At 64.1% G+C, this 19,703-nt stretch carries 20 protein-coding genes; 8 read left to right on the top strand and 12 right to left on the bottom strand.

Translation table 11 applies throughout. The features are described from left to right. Position 1: 1 nt before the first annotated feature. The 5 genes from truA (at position 2) to accD (ending at position 5,053) form a co-directional block, all read left to right on the top strand. Positions 2-814 carry a tRNA pseudouridine(38-40) synthase TruA gene (truA, locus tag HGR_RS05960; protein ID WP_006297234.1) on the top strand — a complete coding sequence of 271 codons (813 nt, stop codon included), beginning with the start codon at positions 2-4 and terminating at the stop codon, positions 812-814. A gap of 353 nt (positions 815-1,167) precedes the next feature. Beyond that, positions 1,168-1,869 (top strand): phosphoribosylanthranilate isomerase, encoded by a 702-nt coding sequence (locus tag HGR_RS05955; protein WP_039852619.1) that lies wholly within the window; start codon positions 1,168-1,170, stop codon positions 1,867-1,869. A 16-nt stretch (positions 1,870-1,885) separates the two neighbouring features. Further along, positions 1,886-3,226 (top strand): tryptophan synthase subunit beta, encoded by a 1,341-nt coding sequence (gene trpB, locus HGR_RS05950; RefSeq protein ID WP_006297232.1) that lies wholly within the window; start codon positions 1,886-1,888, stop codon positions 3,224-3,226. Further along, positions 3,223-4,077, top strand: a complete 855-nt coding sequence (trpA, locus tag HGR_RS05945; RefSeq protein WP_006297231.1) for a tryptophan synthase subunit alpha — start codon at positions 3,223-3,225, stop codon at positions 4,075-4,077. Before trpB ends, trpA begins: the two co-directional genes overlap by 4 nt. A gap of 103 nt (positions 4,078-4,180) precedes the next feature. Further along, complete coding sequence (gene accD, locus HGR_RS05940; protein ID WP_006297230.1) at positions 4,181-5,053, top strand: acetyl-CoA carboxylase, carboxyltransferase subunit beta; 873 nt, start codon at positions 4,181-4,183, stop codon at positions 5,051-5,053. Positions 5,054-5,237: 184 nt separating this feature from the next. Here accD and HGR_RS05935 read toward each other — a convergent pair whose 3' ends face one another. After that, a complete protein-coding gene (locus tag HGR_RS05935; RefSeq protein WP_006297229.1) occupies positions 5,238-5,798 on the bottom strand; it encodes a YggT family protein in 561 nt (186 codons plus the stop codon). A gap of 140 nt (positions 5,799-5,938) precedes the next feature. Here HGR_RS05935 and lysS point away from each other — a divergent pair, with 140 nt between their 5' ends. Beyond that, on the top strand, positions 5,939-7,477 hold the full coding sequence (gene lysS / locus HGR_RS05930; RefSeq protein ID WP_006297228.1) for a lysine--tRNA ligase: 1,539 nt from the start codon (positions 5,939-5,941) through the stop codon (positions 7,475-7,477). A 35-nt stretch (positions 7,478-7,512) separates the two neighbouring features. Further along, positions 7,513-8,586 (top strand): MBL fold metallo-hydrolase, encoded by a 1,074-nt coding sequence (locus HGR_RS05925; RefSeq protein ID WP_006297227.1) that lies wholly within the window; start codon positions 7,513-7,515, stop codon positions 8,584-8,586. Between the two features lie 297 nt (positions 8,587-8,883). Here the strand turns inward: HGR_RS05925 and HGR_RS05920 are convergent, their stop codons facing one another. Continuing rightward, the gene (locus HGR_RS05920) at positions 8,884-9,264 is read right to left on the bottom strand and encodes a nuclear transport factor 2 family protein (RefSeq protein WP_006297226.1); all 381 of its coding nucleotides are present in this window, start codon (positions 9,262-9,264) and stop codon (positions 8,884-8,886) included. 49 nt (positions 9,265-9,313) lie between these two features. Then, positions 9,314-10,066 carry an SDR family NAD(P)-dependent oxidoreductase gene (locus HGR_RS05915; protein WP_006297225.1) on the bottom strand — a complete coding sequence of 251 codons (753 nt, stop codon included), beginning with the start codon at positions 10,064-10,066 and terminating at the stop codon, positions 9,314-9,316. 182 nt (positions 10,067-10,248) lie between these two features. Here HGR_RS05915 and HGR_RS05910 point away from each other — a divergent pair, with 182 nt between their 5' ends. Then, positions 10,249-11,202 carry a LysR family transcriptional regulator gene (locus HGR_RS05910; RefSeq protein ID WP_006297224.1) on the top strand — a complete coding sequence of 318 codons (954 nt, stop codon included), beginning with the start codon at positions 10,249-10,251 and terminating at the stop codon, positions 11,200-11,202. Between the two features lie 364 nt (positions 11,203-11,566). Here HGR_RS05910 and HGR_RS05905 read toward each other — a convergent pair whose 3' ends face one another. The 9 genes from HGR_RS05905 to lepA all read right to left on the bottom strand — a co-directional run bounded on the left by HGR_RS05905 (position 11,567) and on the right by lepA (position 19,624). Then, entirely contained in the window at positions 11,567-11,908 is a 342-nt protein-coding gene (locus tag HGR_RS05905; RefSeq protein WP_006297223.1) for an antibiotic biosynthesis monooxygenase family protein, read from the bottom strand. Next, positions 11,905-12,966, bottom strand: coding sequence for a beta-N-acetylhexosaminidase (nagZ, locus tag HGR_RS05900; RefSeq protein ID WP_039852630.1), 1,062 nt, complete (start codon positions 12,964-12,966; stop codon positions 11,905-11,907). The genes HGR_RS05905 and nagZ overlap by 4 nt, the downstream gene beginning before the upstream one ends. Before the next feature lie 23 nt (positions 12,967-12,989). Continuing rightward, on the bottom strand, positions 12,990-13,382 hold the full coding sequence (gene acpS, locus HGR_RS05895) for a holo-ACP synthase (RefSeq protein WP_006297220.1): 393 nt from the start codon (positions 13,380-13,382) through the stop codon (positions 12,990-12,992). Between the two features lie 10 nt (positions 13,383-13,392). Continuing rightward, complete coding sequence (locus HGR_RS05890) at positions 13,393-14,175, bottom strand: pyridoxine 5'-phosphate synthase (RefSeq protein WP_006297219.1); 783 nt, start codon at positions 14,173-14,175, stop codon at positions 13,393-13,395. Positions 14,176-14,208: 33 nt separating this feature from the next. Then, a complete protein-coding gene (recO, locus tag HGR_RS05885; RefSeq protein ID WP_006297218.1) occupies positions 14,209-14,958 on the bottom strand; it encodes a DNA repair protein RecO in 750 nt (249 codons plus the stop codon). 121 nt (positions 14,959-15,079) lie between these two features. After that, positions 15,080-16,018, bottom strand: coding sequence for a GTPase Era (era, locus tag HGR_RS05880; RefSeq protein ID WP_237701375.1), 939 nt, complete (start codon positions 16,016-16,018; stop codon positions 15,080-15,082). 46 nt (positions 16,019-16,064) lie between these two features. After that, complete coding sequence (rnc, locus tag HGR_RS05875) at positions 16,065-16,736, bottom strand: ribonuclease III (protein WP_006297216.1); 672 nt, start codon at positions 16,734-16,736, stop codon at positions 16,065-16,067. A gap of 84 nt (positions 16,737-16,820) precedes the next feature. Then, positions 16,821-17,801 carry a signal peptidase I gene (gene lepB, locus HGR_RS05870; RefSeq protein WP_006297215.1) on the bottom strand — a complete coding sequence of 327 codons (981 nt, stop codon included), beginning with the start codon at positions 17,799-17,801 and terminating at the stop codon, positions 16,821-16,823. A 14-nt stretch (positions 17,802-17,815) separates the two neighbouring features. Further along, a complete protein-coding gene (lepA, locus tag HGR_RS05865; RefSeq protein ID WP_006297214.1) occupies positions 17,816-19,624 on the bottom strand; it encodes a translation elongation factor 4 in 1,809 nt (602 codons plus the stop codon). Positions 19,625-19,703: the final 79 nt, after the last annotated feature.

The raw sequence follows: 19,703 nt of genomic DNA, 5'->3' as shown, positions 1-19,703 counted from the left end.
CATGCGCGTCGCCCTGGGACTGAGTTACGACGGTGCCGCCTACGACGGCTGGCAGAGCCAGCCCTCGGGGCGTACCGTGCAGGACCGGCTGGAGCATGCCCTGGGCCGTTTCGCCAACGAACGCATCACCACCAACTGCGCAGGCCGCACCGACGCTGGGGTGCACGGGCTGATGCAGGTGGTGCATTTCGACACCCAGGCGCAGCGCACGCCCTATGCCTGGGTGCGTGGCACCAACACCCATCTGCCGCCCGACATCGCGGTTCAGTGGGCACACCCCGTGCCCGTGGAGTTTCACTCCCGCGCCAGCGCGACCAGCCGCCGCTACGCTTACGTGCTGCTGCAGTCCCCCGTGCGGCCCAGCGTGGAAGCACGTCGCGTGGGCTGGGTGTTCCAGCCCTTGGACCTGGACGCGATGCAGGCGGCCCTGCCCCATCTGCTGGGCGAGCGCGACTTCACCTCCTTCCGGGCGGCGGCCTGCCAGGCCCTGTCCCCGATCAAGAACCTGATGCGGGTGGAGATCAGCCGACGCGGCACACGCGCTGGCGCCGAGGCACCCGAGACCTGTTACTGGCGCTTCGAATTCGAGGCCAGCGCCTTCCTGCACCACATGATCCGCAACATCATGGGCTGCCTGATCGTGATCGGCCAGGGCAAGAAACCGCCGGAGTGGATGGCCGAGGTCGTCGCCGCCCGCAGCCGGGACGCGGCCGCGCCGACCTTCATGCCCGACGGGCTCTATTTCCTCGGGCCGCGCTACGACGCCCACTGGGGTTTACCAGACCGCACGCCAGCGTTTGACTGGCTGCCTTGAGCGAACGCGCTTGTCAGCACCCGGCATGCCTCGAATCCGCATGCCAACACCTCGGCAGCACGCATGAGGGGTACGCCGCCCGCCTCATATGATTTGCTGCGCAAATCGAAATCGGCGGGCGGCGTATCCCTTATGCGCTTGAATCTGAAAAGCGCTTGTCGCGGTATTGCAGCAGCCGCTGAAATTTGCGGTGTAGCCCAAGCGGGTGCGGGGGTGTGGGGGAACCCGACGATTTGGATTTGCGCAGCAAATCGTATGAGGAGTGGTCCCCCACACCCCCGCGCCCGCGTGTCACCGAAGCAAGCTAGCTACGGGGCAAGACCCAGCCTGGCCCGCGCCGCTAACATCACGTCATGAGGACAAGAATCAAAATCTGCGGCCTGACCCGCGAACAAGACGTGGACGCCGTGGCCCAGGCCGGCGCCGACGCTGCCGGCTTCGTGCTTTACGACAAAAGCCCGCGCCACGTCCTGCCGCACCGCGCCGCGGTCCTCGCGCGCCGCCTGCCGGCCTTTGTCACCCCCGTGCTGCTCTTCGTCAACGCCACCCCCGGCCAAGTGCGCCAAGCCTGCGAACTGATCCCGAACGCCGTGCTGCAGTTCCACGGCGACGAAACACCCCAGCAATGCCTGATGCTGGCCAAGGCCGCGAGCGAACGGCCCTACCCACGCGCCTTCCTGCGCGCCGCCCGCATTCCCCTGCGGCCTGTAGGCAGCGCTACGACCGAGGCATTCGACCTCGTAAAATACGCGCACGATTACGCCCATGCTCAAGCCATCCTGCTCGACGCGGAAGTCGACGGGTATGGCGGCGGCGGCAAAACATTCGAATGGTCACAGCTTCCTCCAAACGTCGACGCTCACCTCGTCTTGAGTGGTGGGTTGACGCCTGCAAATGTGGGCGATGGCATCCGCCTGCTGCGGCCGCGCTGTAAATCGCTGGCCGTGGACGTGAGCTCCGGCGTCGAAGCCTCCAAGGGGGTGAAGGATGCCGGGAAGATCCAGGCTTTCGTCGCCGCCGTGCGCGCGCAAGACACGACAGCGACGCGGGCATAAACCGTTTGGAACCACCATGTCTGATCATTCCCACTCCGACGCCCTGCGGGGCGCCGCTGCCTTGCCTGACGCCTCCGGCCACTTCGGTCCCTACGGTGGCAGCTTCATCAGCGAAACACTGACCCAGGCTGTCAACGAACTCAAGGCGACCTACGCCAAGTACCAGCACGACCCGGAATTTCTCGCGGAATTCCATTACGAGCTGGCCCACTTCGTGGGCCGTCCTTCCCCGATCTACCACGCCGCCCGCATGAGCCGCGAACAGGGCGGCGCGCAGATCTTCCTCAAGCGCGAGGACCTCAACCACACCGGCGCGCACAAGATCAACAACACCATCGGCCAGGCCCTGCTGGCGCGCCGCATGGGCAAGCCGCGTGTCATCGCCGAGACGGGCGCGGGCCAGCACGGCGTGGCCACCGCGACCATCTGCGCGCGTTATGGCTTGGAGTGCGTGGTGTACATGGGCAGCGAGGACGTGAAGCGCCAGTCGCCCAACGTCTACCGCATGAAGCTGCTCGGCGCGACCGTGGTGCCGGTGGAGTCGGGCAGCAAGACGCTCAAGGACGCGCTCAACGAAGCCATGCGCGACTGGGTGGCCAATGTGGACAACACCTTCTACATCATCGGCACGGTGGCGGGGCCCCACCCGTATCCGATGATGGTGCGCGATTTCCAGAGCGTGATCGGCGAGGAATGCCTGGTGCAGATGCCCGACATGCTGCGGCACGCGGGCTGCAAGGGCGCGCAACCCGACGCCGTGCTGGCCTGCGTGGGCGGCGGCAGCAACGCCATGGGCATCTTTCACCCCTACATTTCCCATGCGCAGACCCGGTTGATCGGCATCGAGGCGGCCGGTGAGGGCCTGGACTCGGGCAAGCACGCCGCGTCTCTTCAGCGCGGCACGCCCGGTGTGCTGCACGGCAACCGCACCTACGTGCTGCACAACGAGGACGGCCAGGTCACGGAAACCCACAGCATCAGCGCCGGCCTGGACTATCCCGGTGTCGGCCCCGAGCACGCTTGGCTCAAGGACACGGGACGTGCCGAGTACGTGGGCATCACCGACGAGGAAGCGCTGGCCGCCTTCCATTACCTGTGCCGCACCGAGGGCATCATCCCGGCGCTGGAATCCAGCCATGCCGTGGCCTATGCCATGAAACTGGCGAAAACCATGCGGCCGGACCAGAGCATCCTGGTCAATCTCTCGGGCCGGGGCGACAAGGACATCGGCACCGTGGCCGACCTTTCGGGCGCCGATTTCTACGACCGACCATCCATGCGCGGGCACACCGTGAAGGGTGGCGCGGCGGCGACCGCACCGTCCCCGACCACGGGCCTGGGGAGCACCAAAGCATGAGCCGCATCACCACCACCTTCGAAAAGCTGAAAAGCGAACAACGCAAGGCGCTGATTCCCTTCGTCACCGCGGGCTACCCTTACCCCGACATCACGCCCGCGCTGATGGCGGGCCTGGTCGAAGCCGGGGCCGACGTGATCGAGCTGGGCGTGCCCTTTTCCGACCCCAGCGCCGATGGCCCGGTGATCCAGGCTGCGGGCGACAAGGCCCTGGCCGCCGGCATCGGCCTCAAGCAGGTGCTGGCCATGGTGCGTGAATTCCGCCTCAAGAACCAGACCACGCCCGTGGTGCTGATGGGCTACGCCAACCCCATCGAGCGCTATGACCAATTGCATGGATCGCACGGCGCGGCCAGCCCCACGTCGAACACAGCGGAGTCGGCCTTCGTGCGCGACGCCGCTGCTGCTGGCGTGGACGGCGTGCTGGTGGTGGACTACCCGCCCGAGGAATGCGCGGATTTCGCCGCCCGACTCAAGGCGAACGACATGGACCTCATCTTCCTGCTCGCCCCCACCAGCACCGACGAACGCATGGCCCAAGTGGCCCGGCTCGCCAGCGGCTACGTCTATTACGTCTCGCTCAAGGGCGTCACCGGCTCGGGCGCGCTGGACACCAGCGCCGTCCAGGCCATGCTGCCGCGCATCCGCCAGCACGTGAAGATCCCGGTCGGTGTCGGTTTCGGCATACGGGATGCAGAGACGGCCAAGGCCATCGGTGCGAGCGCCGACGCGGTGGTCATCGGCAGCCGCATCCTGCAGCTGATCGGTGACAAGCCGCATGCACAAGTCGTTACGGTTGCCATGGACTTCCTGCGGGGCATCCGCCGGGCCCTGGACAGTTTGGAGGGATAATCCCCGCCTCGCGCGCCCGTCGCCGATTGGCGACACCTTGGCCCCTGCCGGTGTCAGCCGGCGCGCCTCATCCCGATCTCTTCCGATCTGAGAGGAACCCAACATGAGTTGGCTCGAAAAACTGCTGCCCCCGAAAATCCAGCCCAGCGATCCGGCAGAGCGCCGCACCGTGCCCGAGGGCCTGTGGATCAAGTGCCCGAGCTGCGAATCCGTGCTCTACAAGACCGACCTGGAGCACAACCAGAACGTCTGCCCCACCTGCAGCCACCACCACCGCATCGACGCGCGCACGCGGCTCAACCTCTTCCTGGACAACGAAGGCCGTTATGAGATCGGCCAGGAAGTGCTGCCCGTGGACGCGCTCAAGTTCAAGGACAGCCGCAAGTACCCCGAACGCCTGAAGGAAGCCATGGAAGCGACCGGCGAGACCGACGCGCTCATCGTGCAGGGCGGCGCGGTGCATGGCATCGGCGTGGTGGCGGCGGCATTTGAATTCGGCTTCATGGGCGGCTCGATGGGTTCCGTCGTCGGCGAGCGCTTCGTGCGCGGCGTGGAAACGGCGATCGAGCAGAAAGTGCCCTTCATCTGCTTCACCGCCACCGGCGGCGCGCGCATGCAGGAGGGCCTGCTCTCGCTGATGCAGATGGCCAAGACCAACGCGGCCTTGACCCGCCTGGCCAAGAAGAAGCTGCCCTACATCAGCGTGCTGACCGACCCGACCATGGGCGGCGTCTCCGCCGGTTTCGCCTTCGTGGGCGACGTGGTGGTCGCCGAACCCAAGGCCCTGATCGGCTTCGCCGGTCCGCGCGTGATCGAGAACACGGTGCGCGTCAAGCTGCCCGAAGGTTTCCAGCGCGCCGAATTCCTGCAAGAAAAGGGGGCGGTCGACTTCATCTGCGACCGTCGCGAACTGCGCAAGACCGTGGCCAGCACCTTGGCCATGCTGCTGCGTCAGCCCGCCGACGCGCTGATCTGAGGATTCCCTGACTCTCGCGCCGCCCTTTCCCTGCGAGGGGCAACGCGGCGCAAACAAAAACGCCAGCTGACGCTGGCGTTTTTTCATGAGCTGGCGGTCCCTGGCGTTCCTGGCGTTGGATATGCCCCTGCCCCGCCTGCTCAGGTCAGTCCGCAAGGCGCAGGCCGAAGTACCCGGACGACGGTCACAACAAGGCGGCGCCTTGCAAATACCCCAGCACGATGCTGAAAACCTGCAACAGCACCAGCAACACCAGCGGGGACAGGTCAACGCCACCGATCAAGGGCATGAAGCGGCGGATCGGCGCCAGCAAGGGCACCACCAGCCGGTCGATCAAATCGGCCATGGCGCTGCGCGCCTGCACCCAAGAGAGCACGGCGTAAATGATGACCAGGCCCGTCATGCCTGAGATCACGAGGCGCAGCACCCCGAAACAGGCCAGGATCAACACGGCAGCGTAGCTGTAGGCCAGGCCCTGAAATAGCCACAGCAGAGAAAACTGCGCCAACTCGATCAGCCAGGCCGCGACCAGGCTGGCCAGGTCCCAACGCCCGAAGGCTGGCAGCACACGCCGCAGGGGCAGCACGATCCAGTCCGTCAGCACGAAGATGAAACGCCCCAACGGATTGCCCGAGCTGGCCGACATGGGAATGCGCTGCTGTTGCATGTACAAGCGCAGTAGGCAGGCGCCGCCCAACACGCTGGCGGCGACTTCGAGCAGGAGAGAAACGATCTGGAACAGCATGGATGAACGATCGGCAGAGGAGGAACAATTCCGTCGGGTCGGGACCAGCGCCGCACCCGGGTGACGAGGGCCGATGATAGCCTCTCATAAAATGGCGGGTTGAGACCGCGAGGCGGCCTTCCTCTCCATCCCCCTACCCCATGTCCGAACACCAGACCTCCGCCCCGGCGAACTCTCAGACCAGCGTCGCGCAAGACGACAACCAGCTCATCGCCGAACGGCGCGAGAAGCTGAAAGCCCTCCGCGGCCAGGGCGTGGCTTTTCCGAACGACTTCAAGCCGGCCGACCGGGCCGCCGCCATCCATGCCGCCCATGAAGGCCAGACGCCCGAGGGGCTGCTGGAGCAGGCGCCACGCGCCAGCGTGGCCGGCCGCATGATGCTCAAGCGCGTCATGGGCAAGGCCAGCTTCGCCACCTTGCAGGACGCCACGGGCCGCATCCAGCTCTACGTGACGCGAGACGCCGTCGGTGAAGAGGTCTACGCCGCCTTCAAGCACTGGGACCTGGGCGACATCCTGGCCGCCGAAGGCACGGTGTTCAAGACCAAGACCGGTGAGCTCTCCATCAACGTCAGCCAGATCCGCCTGCTGACCAAGAGCCTGCGCCCCATGCCGGACAAATTCCATGGCATGGCCGACCAGGAGATGAAGTACCGCCAGCGCTACGTGGACCTGATCACGGACGAGGAGGCGCGCAAGCGCTTCGCCGCGCGCAGCAAGGCGGTCAGCTCGATCCGAGACTACATGGTGCAGAACGGCTTCCTGGAGGTCGAGACGCCGATGCTGCACCCGATCCCGGGCGGCGCCAACGCCAAGCCCTTCGTGACGCACCACAACGCGCTGGACCAGGAAATGTTCCTGCGCATCGCGCCGGAGCTGTACCTCAAACGCCTGATCGTTGGCGGGTTCGAGCGCGTGTTCGAGATCAACCGCAGCTTCCGCAACGAAGGCATCTCGGTGCGCCACAACCCCGAGTTCACGATGATGGAGTTCTACGCGGCCTACTGGGACTACCAGGACCTCATGACCTACACCGAAAGCCTGATCCGTCATGTGGCGCAAAAGGCCGTGGGTTCGCTGCAACTGACGTATGGCGGCAAGCCGGTTGATTTGAGTCAGCCTTTCGAGCGCCTGACCATCCGCGAGGCCATCGTCAAGCACAGCGAGGCGGGCAGCGCGCATGTGGACGACGCGGCCTGGCTGATCAACGCGCTGAGCAAGCTCGGCCTGTCCGAGGCCAAGGACAAGCTCTCCAGCAAGTCCCTGGCGGGCCTGCAAGTGCTGTATTTCGAGGAAGTGGTCGAGGAAAAACTCTGGCAGCCCACCTTCGTGATGGAGCACCCGGTGGAAATCTCGCCGCTGGCGCGCGCCAGCGACAAGCATCCCGAGGTGACCGAACGCTTCGAGCTGTACATCACGGGCCGTGAATTCGGCAACGGTTTCTCGGAGCTCAATGACGCCGAGGAACAGGCTCGGCGCTTCCAGTCGCAGGTCGAGGCCAAGGACAGCGGCGACGATGAAGCCATGTACTACGACCACGACTACGTGCGCGCCCTGGAGTACGGCATGCCGCCCACGGGTGGCTGCGGCGTGGGTCTGGACCGCTTGATGATGTTGCTCACCGACAGCCCGAGCATCCGGGACGTGATCCTGTTCCCGGCCCTGCGGCGGGAAAGCTGATCGTCACGCCCCCCCGTTCAGACCCCGGTCAACACATGGCAAAGAACCCTTATTACGACCCGGCCAAACCGCACCACCGGCCCCAGGGTTTCCAGAACGTTGACCGGGAGTTTCCAGGCAAAAGCCTGGCCGAGGTGCTGCGCTGGAAGATCGAGGCCAGTCGCAAGTCCTTGCCTGCGCCTCCCTCGGCCCCGATCCCGGTGGTCGCCCCGGATCTGGACTTCCTGCACCGCAATGCCCGGGCCGGGGCGGCCATGCAGCCCGCCATGACTTGGATCGGCCATGCCACGGTGATGGTGCAGATGAGTGGCCTCACCCTGCTGACCGACGCGATCTTCTCCGAACGCGCATCGCCCCTGTCCTTCGTCGGCCCCAAGCGCCACCAGCCGCCCGGCGTGGCGCTGAGCGATTTGCCGCGCATCGATCTGGTGCTGACCTCGCACAACCACTACGACCACCTGGACGTCGCGTCGGTGCAGGCCCTGAACCGACAGACTGGCGGTGCGCCTCTGTTCGTCACGCCCCTGGGTCTCAAGCCCTGGCTGGTCGCGCGCGGCGTGGCGCCTGACCAAGCCGTGGAGCTGGACTGGTGGGACAGCCACCCGGTGCAGGCGCCTGGCGGAATGGTGGATGTGGTGCTGGCGCCAGCCCAGCACTGGTCCGCGCGCGGCCTGGGCGACCGCATGGCCACGCTCTGGGGTGGCTTTGCCGTGTTTGGCCCGGACTTCCACCTCTTCTTCGCGGGCGACACCGCGTATTCACGCGAGTTCACCGCGCTGCGTGAACGCTATGCCGAGCGCCAATCAGCGTCGGCGGGGGGCAGTTTCGACCTCGCCCTGCTGCCCATCGGTGCCTACGAACCGCGCTGGTTCATGCGCGACCAGCACGTGAACCCAGAGGAAGCCGTCAAGATCCACCGCGACCTCGCCGCCAAGCGCTCGCTGGGCATGCACTGGGGCACGTTCGCACTGACCGACGAAGCGCTGGACGAACCGCCCCGGGCCCTGGCCCAGGTGCTGCGCGAGCAGGCCATCGACGCGCAGGAATTCTTCGTGATGGCCATTGGCGAGACGCGCTTGCTGCCGCCACGACGCCGGCTGGGGTCCTGACGCCCGATTGTCTGAATTGCTGTCGAGTTGCACTGAATGCTGAACCAAGTTCGTTTCCAGATCTATGACTTAGAAGCGGGTATTGAGATCGGAACCGAACCTGTTTTCCACTTGACTTCGAATTTTCGGTAATCCTGATCATTTCATTTGATCTCGAATGTTTGGTTCCCGGCGCCTCGCAGGTCACCTATCACTCAAGTTCGGGAGTACGCGAGGGGAGCAGAGAATGCGAGCACGATTCCCGCTCTTCCCTGAACCCACGTGCAATCGCTACCAGTTCATACCGAGCGAAGGCAGTCAGTCCCTCTTGAACGCGTCTATGGCAGCCGCAGTGTCCAGCGCCTCGCGTAAGCGCTTGATCCTCCCGTTCTCGGCGATCAAGACACCTGCATAGGTTTGCCGGTAGAGCTTGCCGGTATCGACGACAAAGGCCTCGACGGAGTACTCGGCAAACACCTTGTCCGGCGTATCGATCCATACAGTCAAGTTCCTGAAGCGGAAATCGGGCATGCGTTTGAGAAGACCGGCTACAAGGTTCTGAATTTGCTCAGGGCCTGCGGCGTGCGCGTTGACAGTGGGCAACTCCAGGATGCCGTCATCCGCGAAAAGCGCGGCGGCAGCGGAGGGGTTCTGGATGTTGTCCAGATAGGCTTTCAGAAGTTCGAGTGCGGATTTCATGGGTTTCCTTGTTTGAGTGGCATGGCCGCAGTGCGGCCATGTAAGGAGTTCAGACTTGAGCCATGCCCCCATCAACGAATAACTCGATGCCGTTGATGTAGCTGGCGGAGTCCGATGCCAGGAAAGCCACCACCTTGCCGACCTCGGAAGGCTCGCCAAGGCGGCCCAGCGGTACCTGGGAAGCGAGGTAGTCAAACAGGCCCTGGCGTGTGGCGTCGTCCGATGCCAAGCCACCCAAGCCAGGCGTGCGGATAGGGCCCGGGCTCACAGCGTTCACGCGAATGCCTCGCCCCTTCAGGTCCAACGCCCACGAGCGCGCGAAGTTCCGCACTGCGGCCTTGCTGGCGCTGTACACACTGAAACTCGCCGTGCCCTGCACCGAGGTCGTCGACGAGGTCAGGATGACCGAGGCACCGTTGGTCAGCAGAGGCAAAGCTTTCTGCACTGTGAACAGAACCCCCCGGACGTTGGTGCCAAAGATGCGATCGAAGTGCTCTTCCGTGATCGCGCCCAGCGCAAGCATGTCGCCGCCACCAGCATTGGCGAACAGAACGTCGAGTCGACCGACCTTCTTCGCAATCTGCGCGTACACGGTGTCCAGGTCTGCCAGCACCGCAGCATCTGCGCGGATTCCCGTCGCGTTAGGGCCGATCTCGGCGACAGCTGAGTCCAGCTCCGCCTGGCGGCGGCCGGTGATGAAGACTTGTGCGCCCTGGGCGGCCAGTTCCTTAGCAGCACCAAGGCCAATGCCCGAACTTCCCCCGGTGACCAGGGCAATCTTTCCTGCGAGTTGCTTGTTCATATTCATTTCCATGTTGATGACGTTGAGAGGCATGCCTGATGACTGTTGTGCCCGCTTGGGAAGCACTGTCACTCGCGGCATGTGCTCAATGTAGGCACGGAGGATTGAATGAAAAATAGCAATCAATGGAATGACTATCCACACAAGTAGATAATTTGATCGGAGCCGAGGAAGGAACCTTGATGGATCAATTACTTGCGATGCGCGCCCTCGCCCGGGTCATCGAAGCAGGAAGCTTCACGCGAGCGGCAGACTCCTTGAATATGCCTATCGCGACAGTCAGCAAGCTTGTTCGAGAACTTGAGAAGCACCTTGGCGTCCGCTTGCTGCAGCGGACCACTCGACGTGTCACCGTGACGCCTGAAGGCGAGGAGTACTACGCCAAGAGCGGCAGGATACTGCGTGACATCGAGGACATCGATGGAGCATTCAACCTGGCGCGTGGCAAGCCTCGCGGCCATCTGCGAGTAGATGTTGGCGGCTCCACCGCGCGCGATGTACTGATCCCCATACTCGGCGACTTCATGGCGCGCTATCCAGACATCCGCATTGATCTGAGTGTGTCGGACAAATCGATTGACATGGTCGGCGAGAACGCCGATTGCGTCATCCGCGGAGGTGCAATGGAGAGTTCTTCGCTCGTTGCTCGCCAGCTGGGTGAAGCCGTGCTGATCACTTGCGCGTCGCCTGGCTATCTGAAGCAGTTCGGGACGCCCGCCTATCCCGACGAGCTCAAGAACGGCCATCGACTCGTCTCCTACGTGTCGAGCAATACAGGCAGACCGGTCCCATTTCGCTTCGCACGCAACGGCGACAAGTCAGAGATCAAGGTCGATCACATCATCGGAATCAACGAAAGCAATGCACACATGGCCGCCTGCGTCGCAGGGCTGGGCGTCATTCAGACATTCGGCTATGCAGCAGCCACGGCGCTTCGCGATGGCACCCTCGTAGAGATCCTTCCAGAGTGGCGTCCAGCGCGCTATCCGTTTCAGATCGTCTACCCGCAAGCCCGTCACATGACGCACCGCCTTCGTGTATTCGTGGACTGGCTGCTCGAAGCTTTCCCTCAACGGGTAGCGGAGTGCCCTAGATCGAAACAACACACTGTCGAGACGAAATCAAGAAGGCAGTGACGATCTTCTCGTTTGTTTGGTTAGCAACGCCCTCCTGCTTTCAATTGCTCCCCAGGAGTTGGGGGGGGATTTCAGGGGGGCCATGAAGAAGTACCGAATTGGGTTCACGCTCAAGGTAGCCAAGAGCTTTTTTGGCCGGTTTCGGCCGTGCAAAGCTGCTGGTACGGCAGTGGGCAGTACCCGAAGAGAATATTCGCACCTGGTTGAGCCACTAGCGTCTCCATGAGCGCATCTAACTCAGATCGAATGGACTCAGCCCGGTGGGATACCGTCTGAGAAACGCCGCGTTATTGGCAGGATGACAACCGTCCAACTCCTGGAGATCAGTTCAAAACCGGGGCGGTTAACTCCCTCGGACGCCGATTCAGGGCCCATTCCAAGCGCGGTCAACCCGGGCCACGCGCAACTCGTAGTGCTCGTACCACTGCGCACGGCCCTGCTCCTGCGCCACCCGATGTTCGGCGTGCCGGCGCCAGGCGGCGATGTTTTCCTCGCTGCGCCAGTAGGACACGGTGATGCCAAAGCCATCGGCCCCGCGCACGCTTTCCACGCCCAGAAAACCGGGTTGCTGCGCCGCCAGCTCGACCATGCGCTCCGCCATGGCGCCGTAACCGCCCTCGCCCGGCGTGCGGCGCGAGGAAAAGATCACCGCGTAGTACGGCGGCTCGGGCAGGCGAGCGAACGGCGCCGGGGTCTGGGCGCTCATGGCAGCAGCTCCAAGGCACGCACGTAGGCCGGGTCCACCATCAAGGCGTCCCAATCGGGCGCGGGTGTGCGCGGCAACAGGTCGAGGCGGCGCTGCTCGCTGGCCTCGGAGGGCGTCCAGCGGCCCTTGATCTGCGCCTCGGCCAGGCCGTCGATGAGTTCATCGATGGGTGCTCCCCCCTCGACCACGCTTTGATTGCACAGCAGGACCAAGTCACAGCCCGCACCCAGGGCGGCCAAGGCGGCCTCGGTGGGGCTGACCGGGCGACCCTCGATCACGCGCGCGCCGGCCATGCTGAGGTCATCGCTGAAGATGGCGCCGGTGAAACCCAGACGGGCGCGCAGGATGTCGTTGAGCCAGGTGCTGGAAAAACCCGCCGGGCGCGCATCCACCTTGGGATAGACGACGTGCGCGGGCATCACGCTGGTCAGCGTGGTGTTCAGCCAGGAGTAGGGCTGGGCGTCGTCGGCCAGGATGGCCTTGAGGCTGCGTTTGTCCACGGGGATGTCGGTATGCGAATCCGCGGCGACGAAACCATGGCCGGGAAAGTGCTTGCCACAGTTGGCCATGCCCGCCTGCAGCAGGCCGTGCATCAGGCTCTTGGCCAGCAACGTGGCCACGCGGGCGTCGGCATGGAAGGCGCGGTCGCCAATCACACCGGAAGGCCCCCAGTCGAGATCCAGCACCGGCGTGAAGCTCAGGTCCACCCCACAGGCGCGCAACTCCGAAGCCAGCACCTGGCCGCAAGCGGTGGCGGCGTTGGTGGCGGCCATCGCATCCTTCATCCAGAGTTCCCCCAGGCGCCGCATGGCGGGCAGGTGGGTGAATCCGTCGGTCTTGAAGCGCTGGACGCGACCGCCCTCGTGGTCCACGCAGACCAGCAGGTCGGGCCGCAAGTCCTTGATCTCGTCGTTGAGCGCGGCCAGCTGAGCACGGTTCTGCCAATTGCGGGCGAAGTGGATCACGCCGCCAACCAGAGGATGGGCGAGGCGGCGTCGGTCGTCGCCGGTCAGGGACCCGCCTGCCACGTCAATGATGAGGGGTGCGTGTTGCGTCATGTTGCTGTCTGTCATTGGGGGGATCAATCTTTCTCGACCACGACGAAGCTCGCCGCGTAGTCGGTCTCGTCGGTCACCGTCACGTGGGCGCGCAGGCCCTGGGCCTCGAACCAGGTCTTGAGTTCACCGCCGAGGCGGATGTAGGGCTGACCGCTGGCATGGTTGAGGATTTCACAGCTGCGCCAGGTCATGGGCATGTGGATGCCCAGCCCGATCGCCTTGCTGAAGGCTTCCTTGGCCGAAAAGCGCGTGGCCAGGTAGCGCAGGCCCCGGTCGGGCCAGCGCGCGCTGCGCGCCTGCCAGACCTTCAACTCGGCCTCGCCCAGCACATGCCGCGCGAAACGCTCGCCGCGCTTCTCGAAGCTGGCGCGGATGCGGCGCACATCACAGATGTCGGTGCCGATGCCGTAGATCATGGCGCAGCCCTCATGCCGCGTCGCGGATGCAGCGCAGGTAGTCGCGCACCGTGGCGGCGTATCCCAGCTCCAGTGCATCGGCGATCAGCGCATGGCCGATGGAAACCTCCTTCACGCCGGGCACGGCGCACAGAAAGCCCGTCAGGTTGTCGCGGTTGAGGTCATGGCCGGCGTTGACGGCCATGCCCGCATCCCGCGCGGCCTGGGCAGCGGCGGCGAAACGCTGGAGCTGCGCGGCCTGTTCGCCCCCTCCATGCGCCGCGGCATACGGCTCGGTATAGAGCTCGACGCGGTCGGCGCCCAAGGCTCTCGCCGCCGCCATGGCCTGCGCATCGGCATCCATGAACAGACTCACGCGCACCCCCAGCGCATGGCACTCGGCGATCAGGGGCCGAAGGCGCTTGGCTTCCTCCGCATCGTGGTTGGACAGTTGCCAGCCGTGGTCACTCGTGAACTGCCCCTCACTGTCCGGCACGAAGGTGGCCTGATGGGGCCGCATGCCTTGGGCCGCCAAATCGCGGATGAAATCCATCAGGTTGTGGAAGGGGTTGCCCTCGATGTTGTATTCGCGGTCGGGCCAGGCCTTCAACAACTGCGCCAGTTCATGCACATCATGGGCGCGGATGTGCCGCTCGTCCGGGCGCGGATGGACGGTGATGCCTTGGGCGCCAGCCTGCAGGCACAGCGTGGCCGCGCGCGTGACGCTGGGGATGTCCAGGTGGCGAGTGTTGCGCAACAGCGCCACCTTGTTGACGTTGACGGAAAGGGCGGTGGTGGGAATCATGGCGGTCATCGGAGTGGGCGCGGCGGCGGGTTCTGCGCGGGATCACAGATTCTGCAGGTCCATCATCAGCTGGCGGGTGCGCAGCGTGCCGCCGCCGCAATGGTAGTGGAGCAAGACACGCAGCTGAGGCTTGAGTTCGGACGCCACGGCGGCACAGGCGCGCAAGGCATCGAGGAAGGAGGCCTCGGGCGCCAAGGCCGCGTGCAGGCCACTCCATTGAGCACCATCCAAGCGAGCGCGGTCCTGGGCCTGAGCCAGTCGCAGCCCCCCCTCGGGCACAAGGCAATACGAGGCGCGCGCGTCCAGCGGACTCAGCGTCAGGGTCTGCATGTCCAAGGCCGGCAGCAAGCCTGCCTCGCGCAGCAGCAGCAGCTCAAAGGCCCGCAGCGCCGCCTGCAGCACCTCGCCATGCTCGGAGGCCAGCAGGCGCACCACCTGCGCGTAGATGTCGAACAGCGCCGGATGCGGGTCGTCCCGGGCGAGCAAGCGGATCAGCAACTCGTTCAGGTAGTAGCCCGAGAGCAGCGATTCGCCCGTGGGCATGACATGCCCCCCCGCCCACTCGGCGCTCTTGAGAGTCCGCACCTCGCCCTCACCCGCATAACCCAGGCGCAAGGGTTGCAGAGGCAGCAACACGGGGCGGAAATTCGATGTCGGCCGCTTCACGCCCTTGGCTGCCAACGCGACTCGACCATGATGCCGCGTGAAGACCTCCAGGATCAGGCTGCTTTCGCTCCAGTCATAGCGGTGGAGCACGAAGGCCGGTTCTTCCGTGATGCGCCGGGTGACCATGTAAGCCGCCCGTGGCTCTTAGGCCAGAGCACCCGTGGAACCGGCTTTGCCGGACCACTGGGTGCGCCCCCTTGAGGGGGTATGCCGACCCACACGAAGTGGGGGAGCAACGGGGGGGATCCTATTCATACCCGAAGGAACGGACCCGGGCCTCGTCGTCGGCCCAGCCGGACCGCACCTTGACCCAGAGCTCCAGGAAGACCTTGGCATCCATCAGCTTCTCCAGCTCCTGGCGCGCCTCCATGCCAATGCGCTTGAGCCGCTCGCCCTTGTCACCGATCACCATGGCCTTGTGCCCATCTCGCTCGACGATGATGGTGGCGGCGATCTTGACGAAGCGGCTGGCTGTCTTGCCCGGTTCTTCCTCGAACTTGTCAATCACGACCGTGGAGGTGTAAGGCAGCTCGTCGCCCGTCAGGCGAAAGAGCTTCTCGCGCACGATTTCGCTGGCGAGGAATTTTTCGCTGCGGTCGGTCAGCTCGTCTTCACTGTACCACCAATCCTGCTCGGGCAGATATTTCTCGCACAGGCCCAGCAAACGCTCAACATCCTTGGGATTCTTGGCCGACAGCGGCACCATCTCGGCCTTCGCGCCGAGGCGTTCAAAGCGGTGCTGCATCTCCTGAAGCCAGGGCGCGAGTTCGGCGCGGTGCTTGATGGTGTCGAGCTTGTTGGCGATCAACAGGACGGGCACGCCCTGGGCCAGCAACTTCAGCACCTGCTCATCGGCTTGATTGAAGCTGCCAGCCTCCACCACGAAAAGCACCAGATCGACATCGCCCACCGCGCCCTGCACGGTCTTGTTGAGTGAGCGGTTGAGCGCGTTGCCATGGCGGGTCTGGAAACCCGGCGTGTCCGCGAAGACGAACTGGGTCGGGCCCACGGTGCGAATGCCCGTGATGCGGTGGCGCGTGGTCTGGGCCTTGCGCGAGGTGATGCTGATCTTCTGCCCCACCAAGGCGTTGAGCAGGGTCGACTTGCCGACATTGGGCTTGCCCACAATCGCAATCAATCCGCAACGTCGGGCGGGTACAACTTCGGGCGTGTTCGTGTCAGGCATGGTCATACCCGCTCCATGCGGGGCGAGTTCTGGTTCGAGGATGTGCTCACGACACGCCCCGCGCTTTCAAGGTTTGCAACATGGCCGCCGCTGCGGCCTGCTCTCCGGCCCGGCGGGACCCGCCAATGCCGCGCTCGGTCAGCTGAAATTCAGAGACCTCGCATTCCACGTCGAAGGTCTGACGGTGCGCCGCGCCCGTGGTCGCCACGACCCGGTACTGGGGCAGCTTGAGCTTGCGCGCCTGCAACCACTCCTGCAACTCGGTCTTGGGGTCCTTGGCGCTGGCCTGCATCTGGGGCGTGACCTCGACCTTTTCGTACAGGTGGTGCACCAAGGCCTGGGCGGCGGCGTACCCCGCGTCCAAGTAGACCGCGCCAATCAGGGCTTCCAATGCATCGGCCAGGATGGAGGGGCGCTTGTTCCCGCCAGAACGCAATTCACCCTCCCCCAGGCGCAGCAGATCGGACAGACCAAGCTCCATGGCCAGCTGGTGCAGGGTTTCCTGTTTCACCAGATTGGCGCGAATGCGCGACAGATCGCCCTCGGGCAGCGCATGCAGGCGCTGGTAGAGCAGATCGGCCACGGCCAAGTTCAACACCGAATCGCCCAGGAACTCCAAGCGCTCGTTGTGGTCGGCGCAGAAGCTGCGGTGCGTCAACGCGCGCTGCAACAGTGCCGCGTCGGTGAAGGGGCGCTGCAGGTGGTCCTGCAGACGCATCTGCAAAGTGCTCAGATCAGCCACGTTGCCTCTGGTTTTTCCGCGCCCTCGCCAGCATGGCGAGACGCATCCGTGGGGGGAGTCTCAATCGAAGAACCCGATGCGCTTGAAGTCGCTGAAGTTCATCCAGATCATGAAGGCCTTGCCCACGATGTTCTCATCCGGCACGAAGCCCCAGTAGCGCGAATCGAGTGAATTATCGCGGTTGTCGCCCATCACGAAATAGTGTCCCGCGGGCACCCTGCAGCGCACACCTTCCTCGTTGTAGCCGCAGGCCTCCCGGAAAGGGTAGTTGCCAATCTCCGCCTCGGCGAAGCCGCCGCGACGGGTGGTGTCCACGATCAGTCGATGTGGCTTGGGTTGCGCCGGGGCGCCGAGGATCTCGCCATACTGCTTGAAGTAACGCATGGCGTCTTCGTCAAAGAATTCAGGCAGATCGTTCGTGGGAACCGCCTGCCCATTGATGGTCAGGCGCTTGTTGGCGTAAACCACTTCGTCACCCGGCAAACCCACCACGCGCTTGATGTAGTCCTGGCTGGGCCGGGGCGGAAAGCGAAAGACCATCACATCGCCGCGCGCCACCGGCTTGCCTTCGGTGATCTTGGTGTTGATGACCGGCAGGCGAACGCCGTAGTGGTATTTGTTGACCAGGATCAGGTCGCCGACCAGCAGCGTCGGGATCATGGAGCCGGAGGGAATCTTGAAGGGCTCGAACAAAAAGGAACGCAGCAGGAAGACCGCCGCGATGACCGGGAACAGGCCCGCCGTCCAGTCCAGCCACCAGGGTTGAGCCAGCAGGCGACCCCGCGCCTGCGCCAGCTCATCGGAGGCGGATTCGCCCCCCTCGGCCGCCAATGTGCGTCGCTGCCGCGCCTCGGCCTCCAGCCGGGCCGCGGCGGCCTTGCGTCGGGGCAGGAAGTAAAAGCGCTCCCCCAACCAGTACAGGCCCGTCACGAAGGTGGCCAGGAACAGCAGCAAGGCGAAATTGCCCTCGATCGCACCCAGGTACCAGGCACCGATGTAGCTCGCGAAGGCGGCCAGCACGCAGGCAGTCAGATATTGCATAACCATGTTGTTTCTTAATCTTCCACCTGCAGAATGGCCAGGAAGGCTTCCTGGGGCACCTCGACAGAGCCGATCTGCTTCATGCGTTTCTTGCCGGCCTTCTGCTTTTCGAGCAGCTTCTTCTTGCGGGTGATGTCGCCGCCATAGCATTTTGCCAGCACGTTTTTGCGCAGCGCCTTGATGTTCTCGCGCGCGATGATGTTGGCGCCGATGGCAGCCTGGATCGCCACGTCGAACTGCTGGCGGCTGATGATTTCTCGCATCTTGGCCGCAACGGCACGACCTCGGTACTGCGACTGACTGCGGTGCACGATGATGGACAAGGCGTCCACTTTATCGCCGTTGAGCAGGATGTCCACCTTGACCACGTCCGAGGCGCGGTACTCCTTGAACTCATAGTCCATGCTGGCGTAGCCGCGACTCACGCTCTTGAGCTTGTCAAAGAAGTCCAGCACGATCTCACCCAAGGGCATTTCGTAGGTGAGCATCACCTGCCGGCCGTGGTAGTTCATGTTGATCTGCATGCCACGCTTTTCGTTGGCCAGTGTCATCACCGCGCCCACATACTCCTGCGGCATGTAGAGGTGCACTGTCACGATCGGCTCGCGGATTTCCTGAATCTGGCTCTGCTCGGGCATCTTGGAAGGGTTCTCGACCTTGAGCACCTCGCCATCGCCTCTGAGCACCTCATAGACCACGCTGGGGGCGGTCGTGATCAGGTCCTGGTCAAACTCCCGCTCCAGGCGCTCCTGCACGATTTCCATGTGCAGCAGGCCCAGGAAACCGCAGCGAAAGCCGAAGCCCAAGGCTTGCGACACTTCCGGCTCGTAGTGCAGCGAGGCATCGTTGAGCTTGAGCTTTTCCAGGCTGTCTCGCAGTGCGTCGTACTGGTTGGCTTCCGTGGGGTACAGGCCGGCAAAGACCTGCGGCTGGATTTCCTTGAAGCCCGGGAGGGCCTCGGTCGCCGGCCCCAAATTGTTCGGCAGCTTCTTTTCCAGCGTCACGGTGTCGCCCACCTTGGCGGCCGTCAGTTCCTTGATGCCGGCGATGACGTACCCCACCTCGCCCGCCTCCAGGCTGTCACGCGGCTGGTTGGCGGGTGTGAAAACGCCCAGGCTGCCAGCTTCGTAGGCGGAGCCGTTGGCCATCAACTTGATGCGCTCGCCCTTTTGCAGGCGGCCGTCCACGACCCGAACCAGCATGACGACGCCGACGTAGCTGTCGAACCAGCTGTCAATGATCATGGCGCGCAGCGGCGCGTTCGGATTACCGCGTGGCGCCGGGATCTTGGCGACGATGGCCTCCAGAATGTCTTCCACCCCCATGCCCGTCTTGGCAGAACAGGGAATGGCGCCCGAGGCGTCGATGCCGATCACGTCCTCGATCTCTTCCTTGGCGCGCTCAGGATCGGCCTGCGGCAAGTCCATCTTGTTCAGCACTGGCAGCACTTCGACGCCAAGGTCGAGCGCGGTGTAGCAGTTCGCCACCGTCTGCGCTTCCACACCTTGCGAGGCGTCCACGACGAGCAACCCACCCTCGCACGCGGAAAGGGAACGCGAGACCTCGTAGGAGAAGTCCACGTGCCCTGGCGTGTCGATCAGATTGAGGTTGTAGATCTGCCCGTCACGCGCCGTGTATTGGAGCGCTGCGGTCTGCGCCTTGATAGTTATCCCACGCTCTTTCTCGATGTCCATCGAGTCGAGTACTTGCGCTTCCATCTCCCGCTCGGCCAGGCCACCGCAGCGTTGAATCAGACGGTCCGCGAGCGTGGATTTGCCGTGATCGATGTGCGCAATGATCGAAAAATTTCTGATGTGCTTCATCAAAGGGAACGCTTAAGTGATTGATTTAACAGGGCACAAACAATGCGACGGCAAGAAAAAAGGGCGCGTCGAGTCGTGA

The sequence above is a fragment of the Hylemonella gracilis ATCC 19624 genome (assembly GCF_000211835.1).
GTDB lineage: Bacteria > Pseudomonadota > Gammaproteobacteria > Burkholderiales > Burkholderiaceae_C > Hylemonella > Hylemonella gracilis.
The sequence above is the reverse complement of the archived record's forward strand: the minus strand, read 5'-3'. Positions and strand labels throughout refer to the sequence as shown.

Coding starts and splice junctions, on each gene's coding strand:
- truA (WP_006297234.1), top strand. CDS start 2: ATGCGCGTCGCCCTGGGACTGAGTTACGACGGTGCCGCCTACGACGGC.
- HGR_RS05955 (WP_039852619.1), top strand. CDS start 1,168: ATGAGGACAAGAATCAAAATCTGCGGCCTGACCCGCGAACAAGACGTG.
- trpB (WP_006297232.1), top strand. CDS start 1,886: ATGTCTGATCATTCCCACTCCGACGCCCTGCGGGGCGCCGCTGCCTTG.
- trpA (WP_006297231.1), top strand. CDS start 3,223: ATGAGCCGCATCACCACCACCTTCGAAAAGCTGAAAAGCGAACAACGC.
- accD (WP_006297230.1), top strand. CDS start 4,181: ATGAGTTGGCTCGAAAAACTGCTGCCCCCGAAAATCCAGCCCAGCGAT.
- HGR_RS05935 (WP_006297229.1), bottom strand. CDS start 5,798: ATGCTGTTCCAGATCGTTTCTCTCCTGCTCGAAGTCGCCGCCAGCGTG.
- lysS (WP_006297228.1), top strand. CDS start 5,939: ATGTCCGAACACCAGACCTCCGCCCCGGCGAACTCTCAGACCAGCGTC.
- HGR_RS05925 (WP_006297227.1), top strand. CDS start 7,513: ATGGCAAAGAACCCTTATTACGACCCGGCCAAACCGCACCACCGGCCC.
- HGR_RS05920 (WP_006297226.1), bottom strand. CDS start 9,264: ATGAAATCCGCACTCGAACTTCTGAAAGCCTATCTGGACAACATCCAG.
- HGR_RS05915 (WP_006297225.1), bottom strand. CDS start 10,066: ATGAACAAGCAACTCGCAGGAAAGATTGCCCTGGTCACCGGGGGAAGT.
- HGR_RS05910 (WP_006297224.1), top strand. CDS start 10,249: ATGGATCAATTACTTGCGATGCGCGCCCTCGCCCGGGTCATCGAAGCA.
- HGR_RS05905 (WP_006297223.1), bottom strand. CDS start 11,908: ATGAGCGCCCAGACCCCGGCGCCGTTCGCTCGCCTGCCCGAGCCGCCG.
- nagZ (WP_039852630.1), bottom strand. CDS start 12,966: ATGACGCAACACGCACCCCTCATCATTGACGTGGCAGGCGGGTCCCTG.
- acpS (WP_006297220.1), bottom strand. CDS start 13,382: ATGATCTACGGCATCGGCACCGACATCTGTGATGTGCGCCGCATCCGC.
- HGR_RS05890 (WP_006297219.1), bottom strand. CDS start 14,175: ATGACCGCCATGATTCCCACCACCGCCCTTTCCGTCAACGTCAACAAG.
- recO (WP_006297218.1), bottom strand. CDS start 14,958: ATGGTCACCCGGCGCATCACGGAAGAACCGGCCTTCGTGCTCCACCGC.
- era (WP_237701375.1), bottom strand. CDS start 16,018: ATGCCTGACACGAACACGCCCGAAGTTGTACCCGCCCGACGTTGCGGA.
- rnc (WP_006297216.1), bottom strand. CDS start 16,736: ATGCGTCTGCAGGACCACCTGCAGCGCCCCTTCACCGACGCGGCACTG.
- lepB (WP_006297215.1), bottom strand. CDS start 17,801: ATGCAATATCTGACTGCCTGCGTGCTGGCCGCCTTCGCGAGCTACATC.
- lepA (WP_006297214.1), bottom strand. CDS start 19,624: ATGAAGCACATCAGAAATTTTTCGATCATTGCGCACATCGATCACGGC.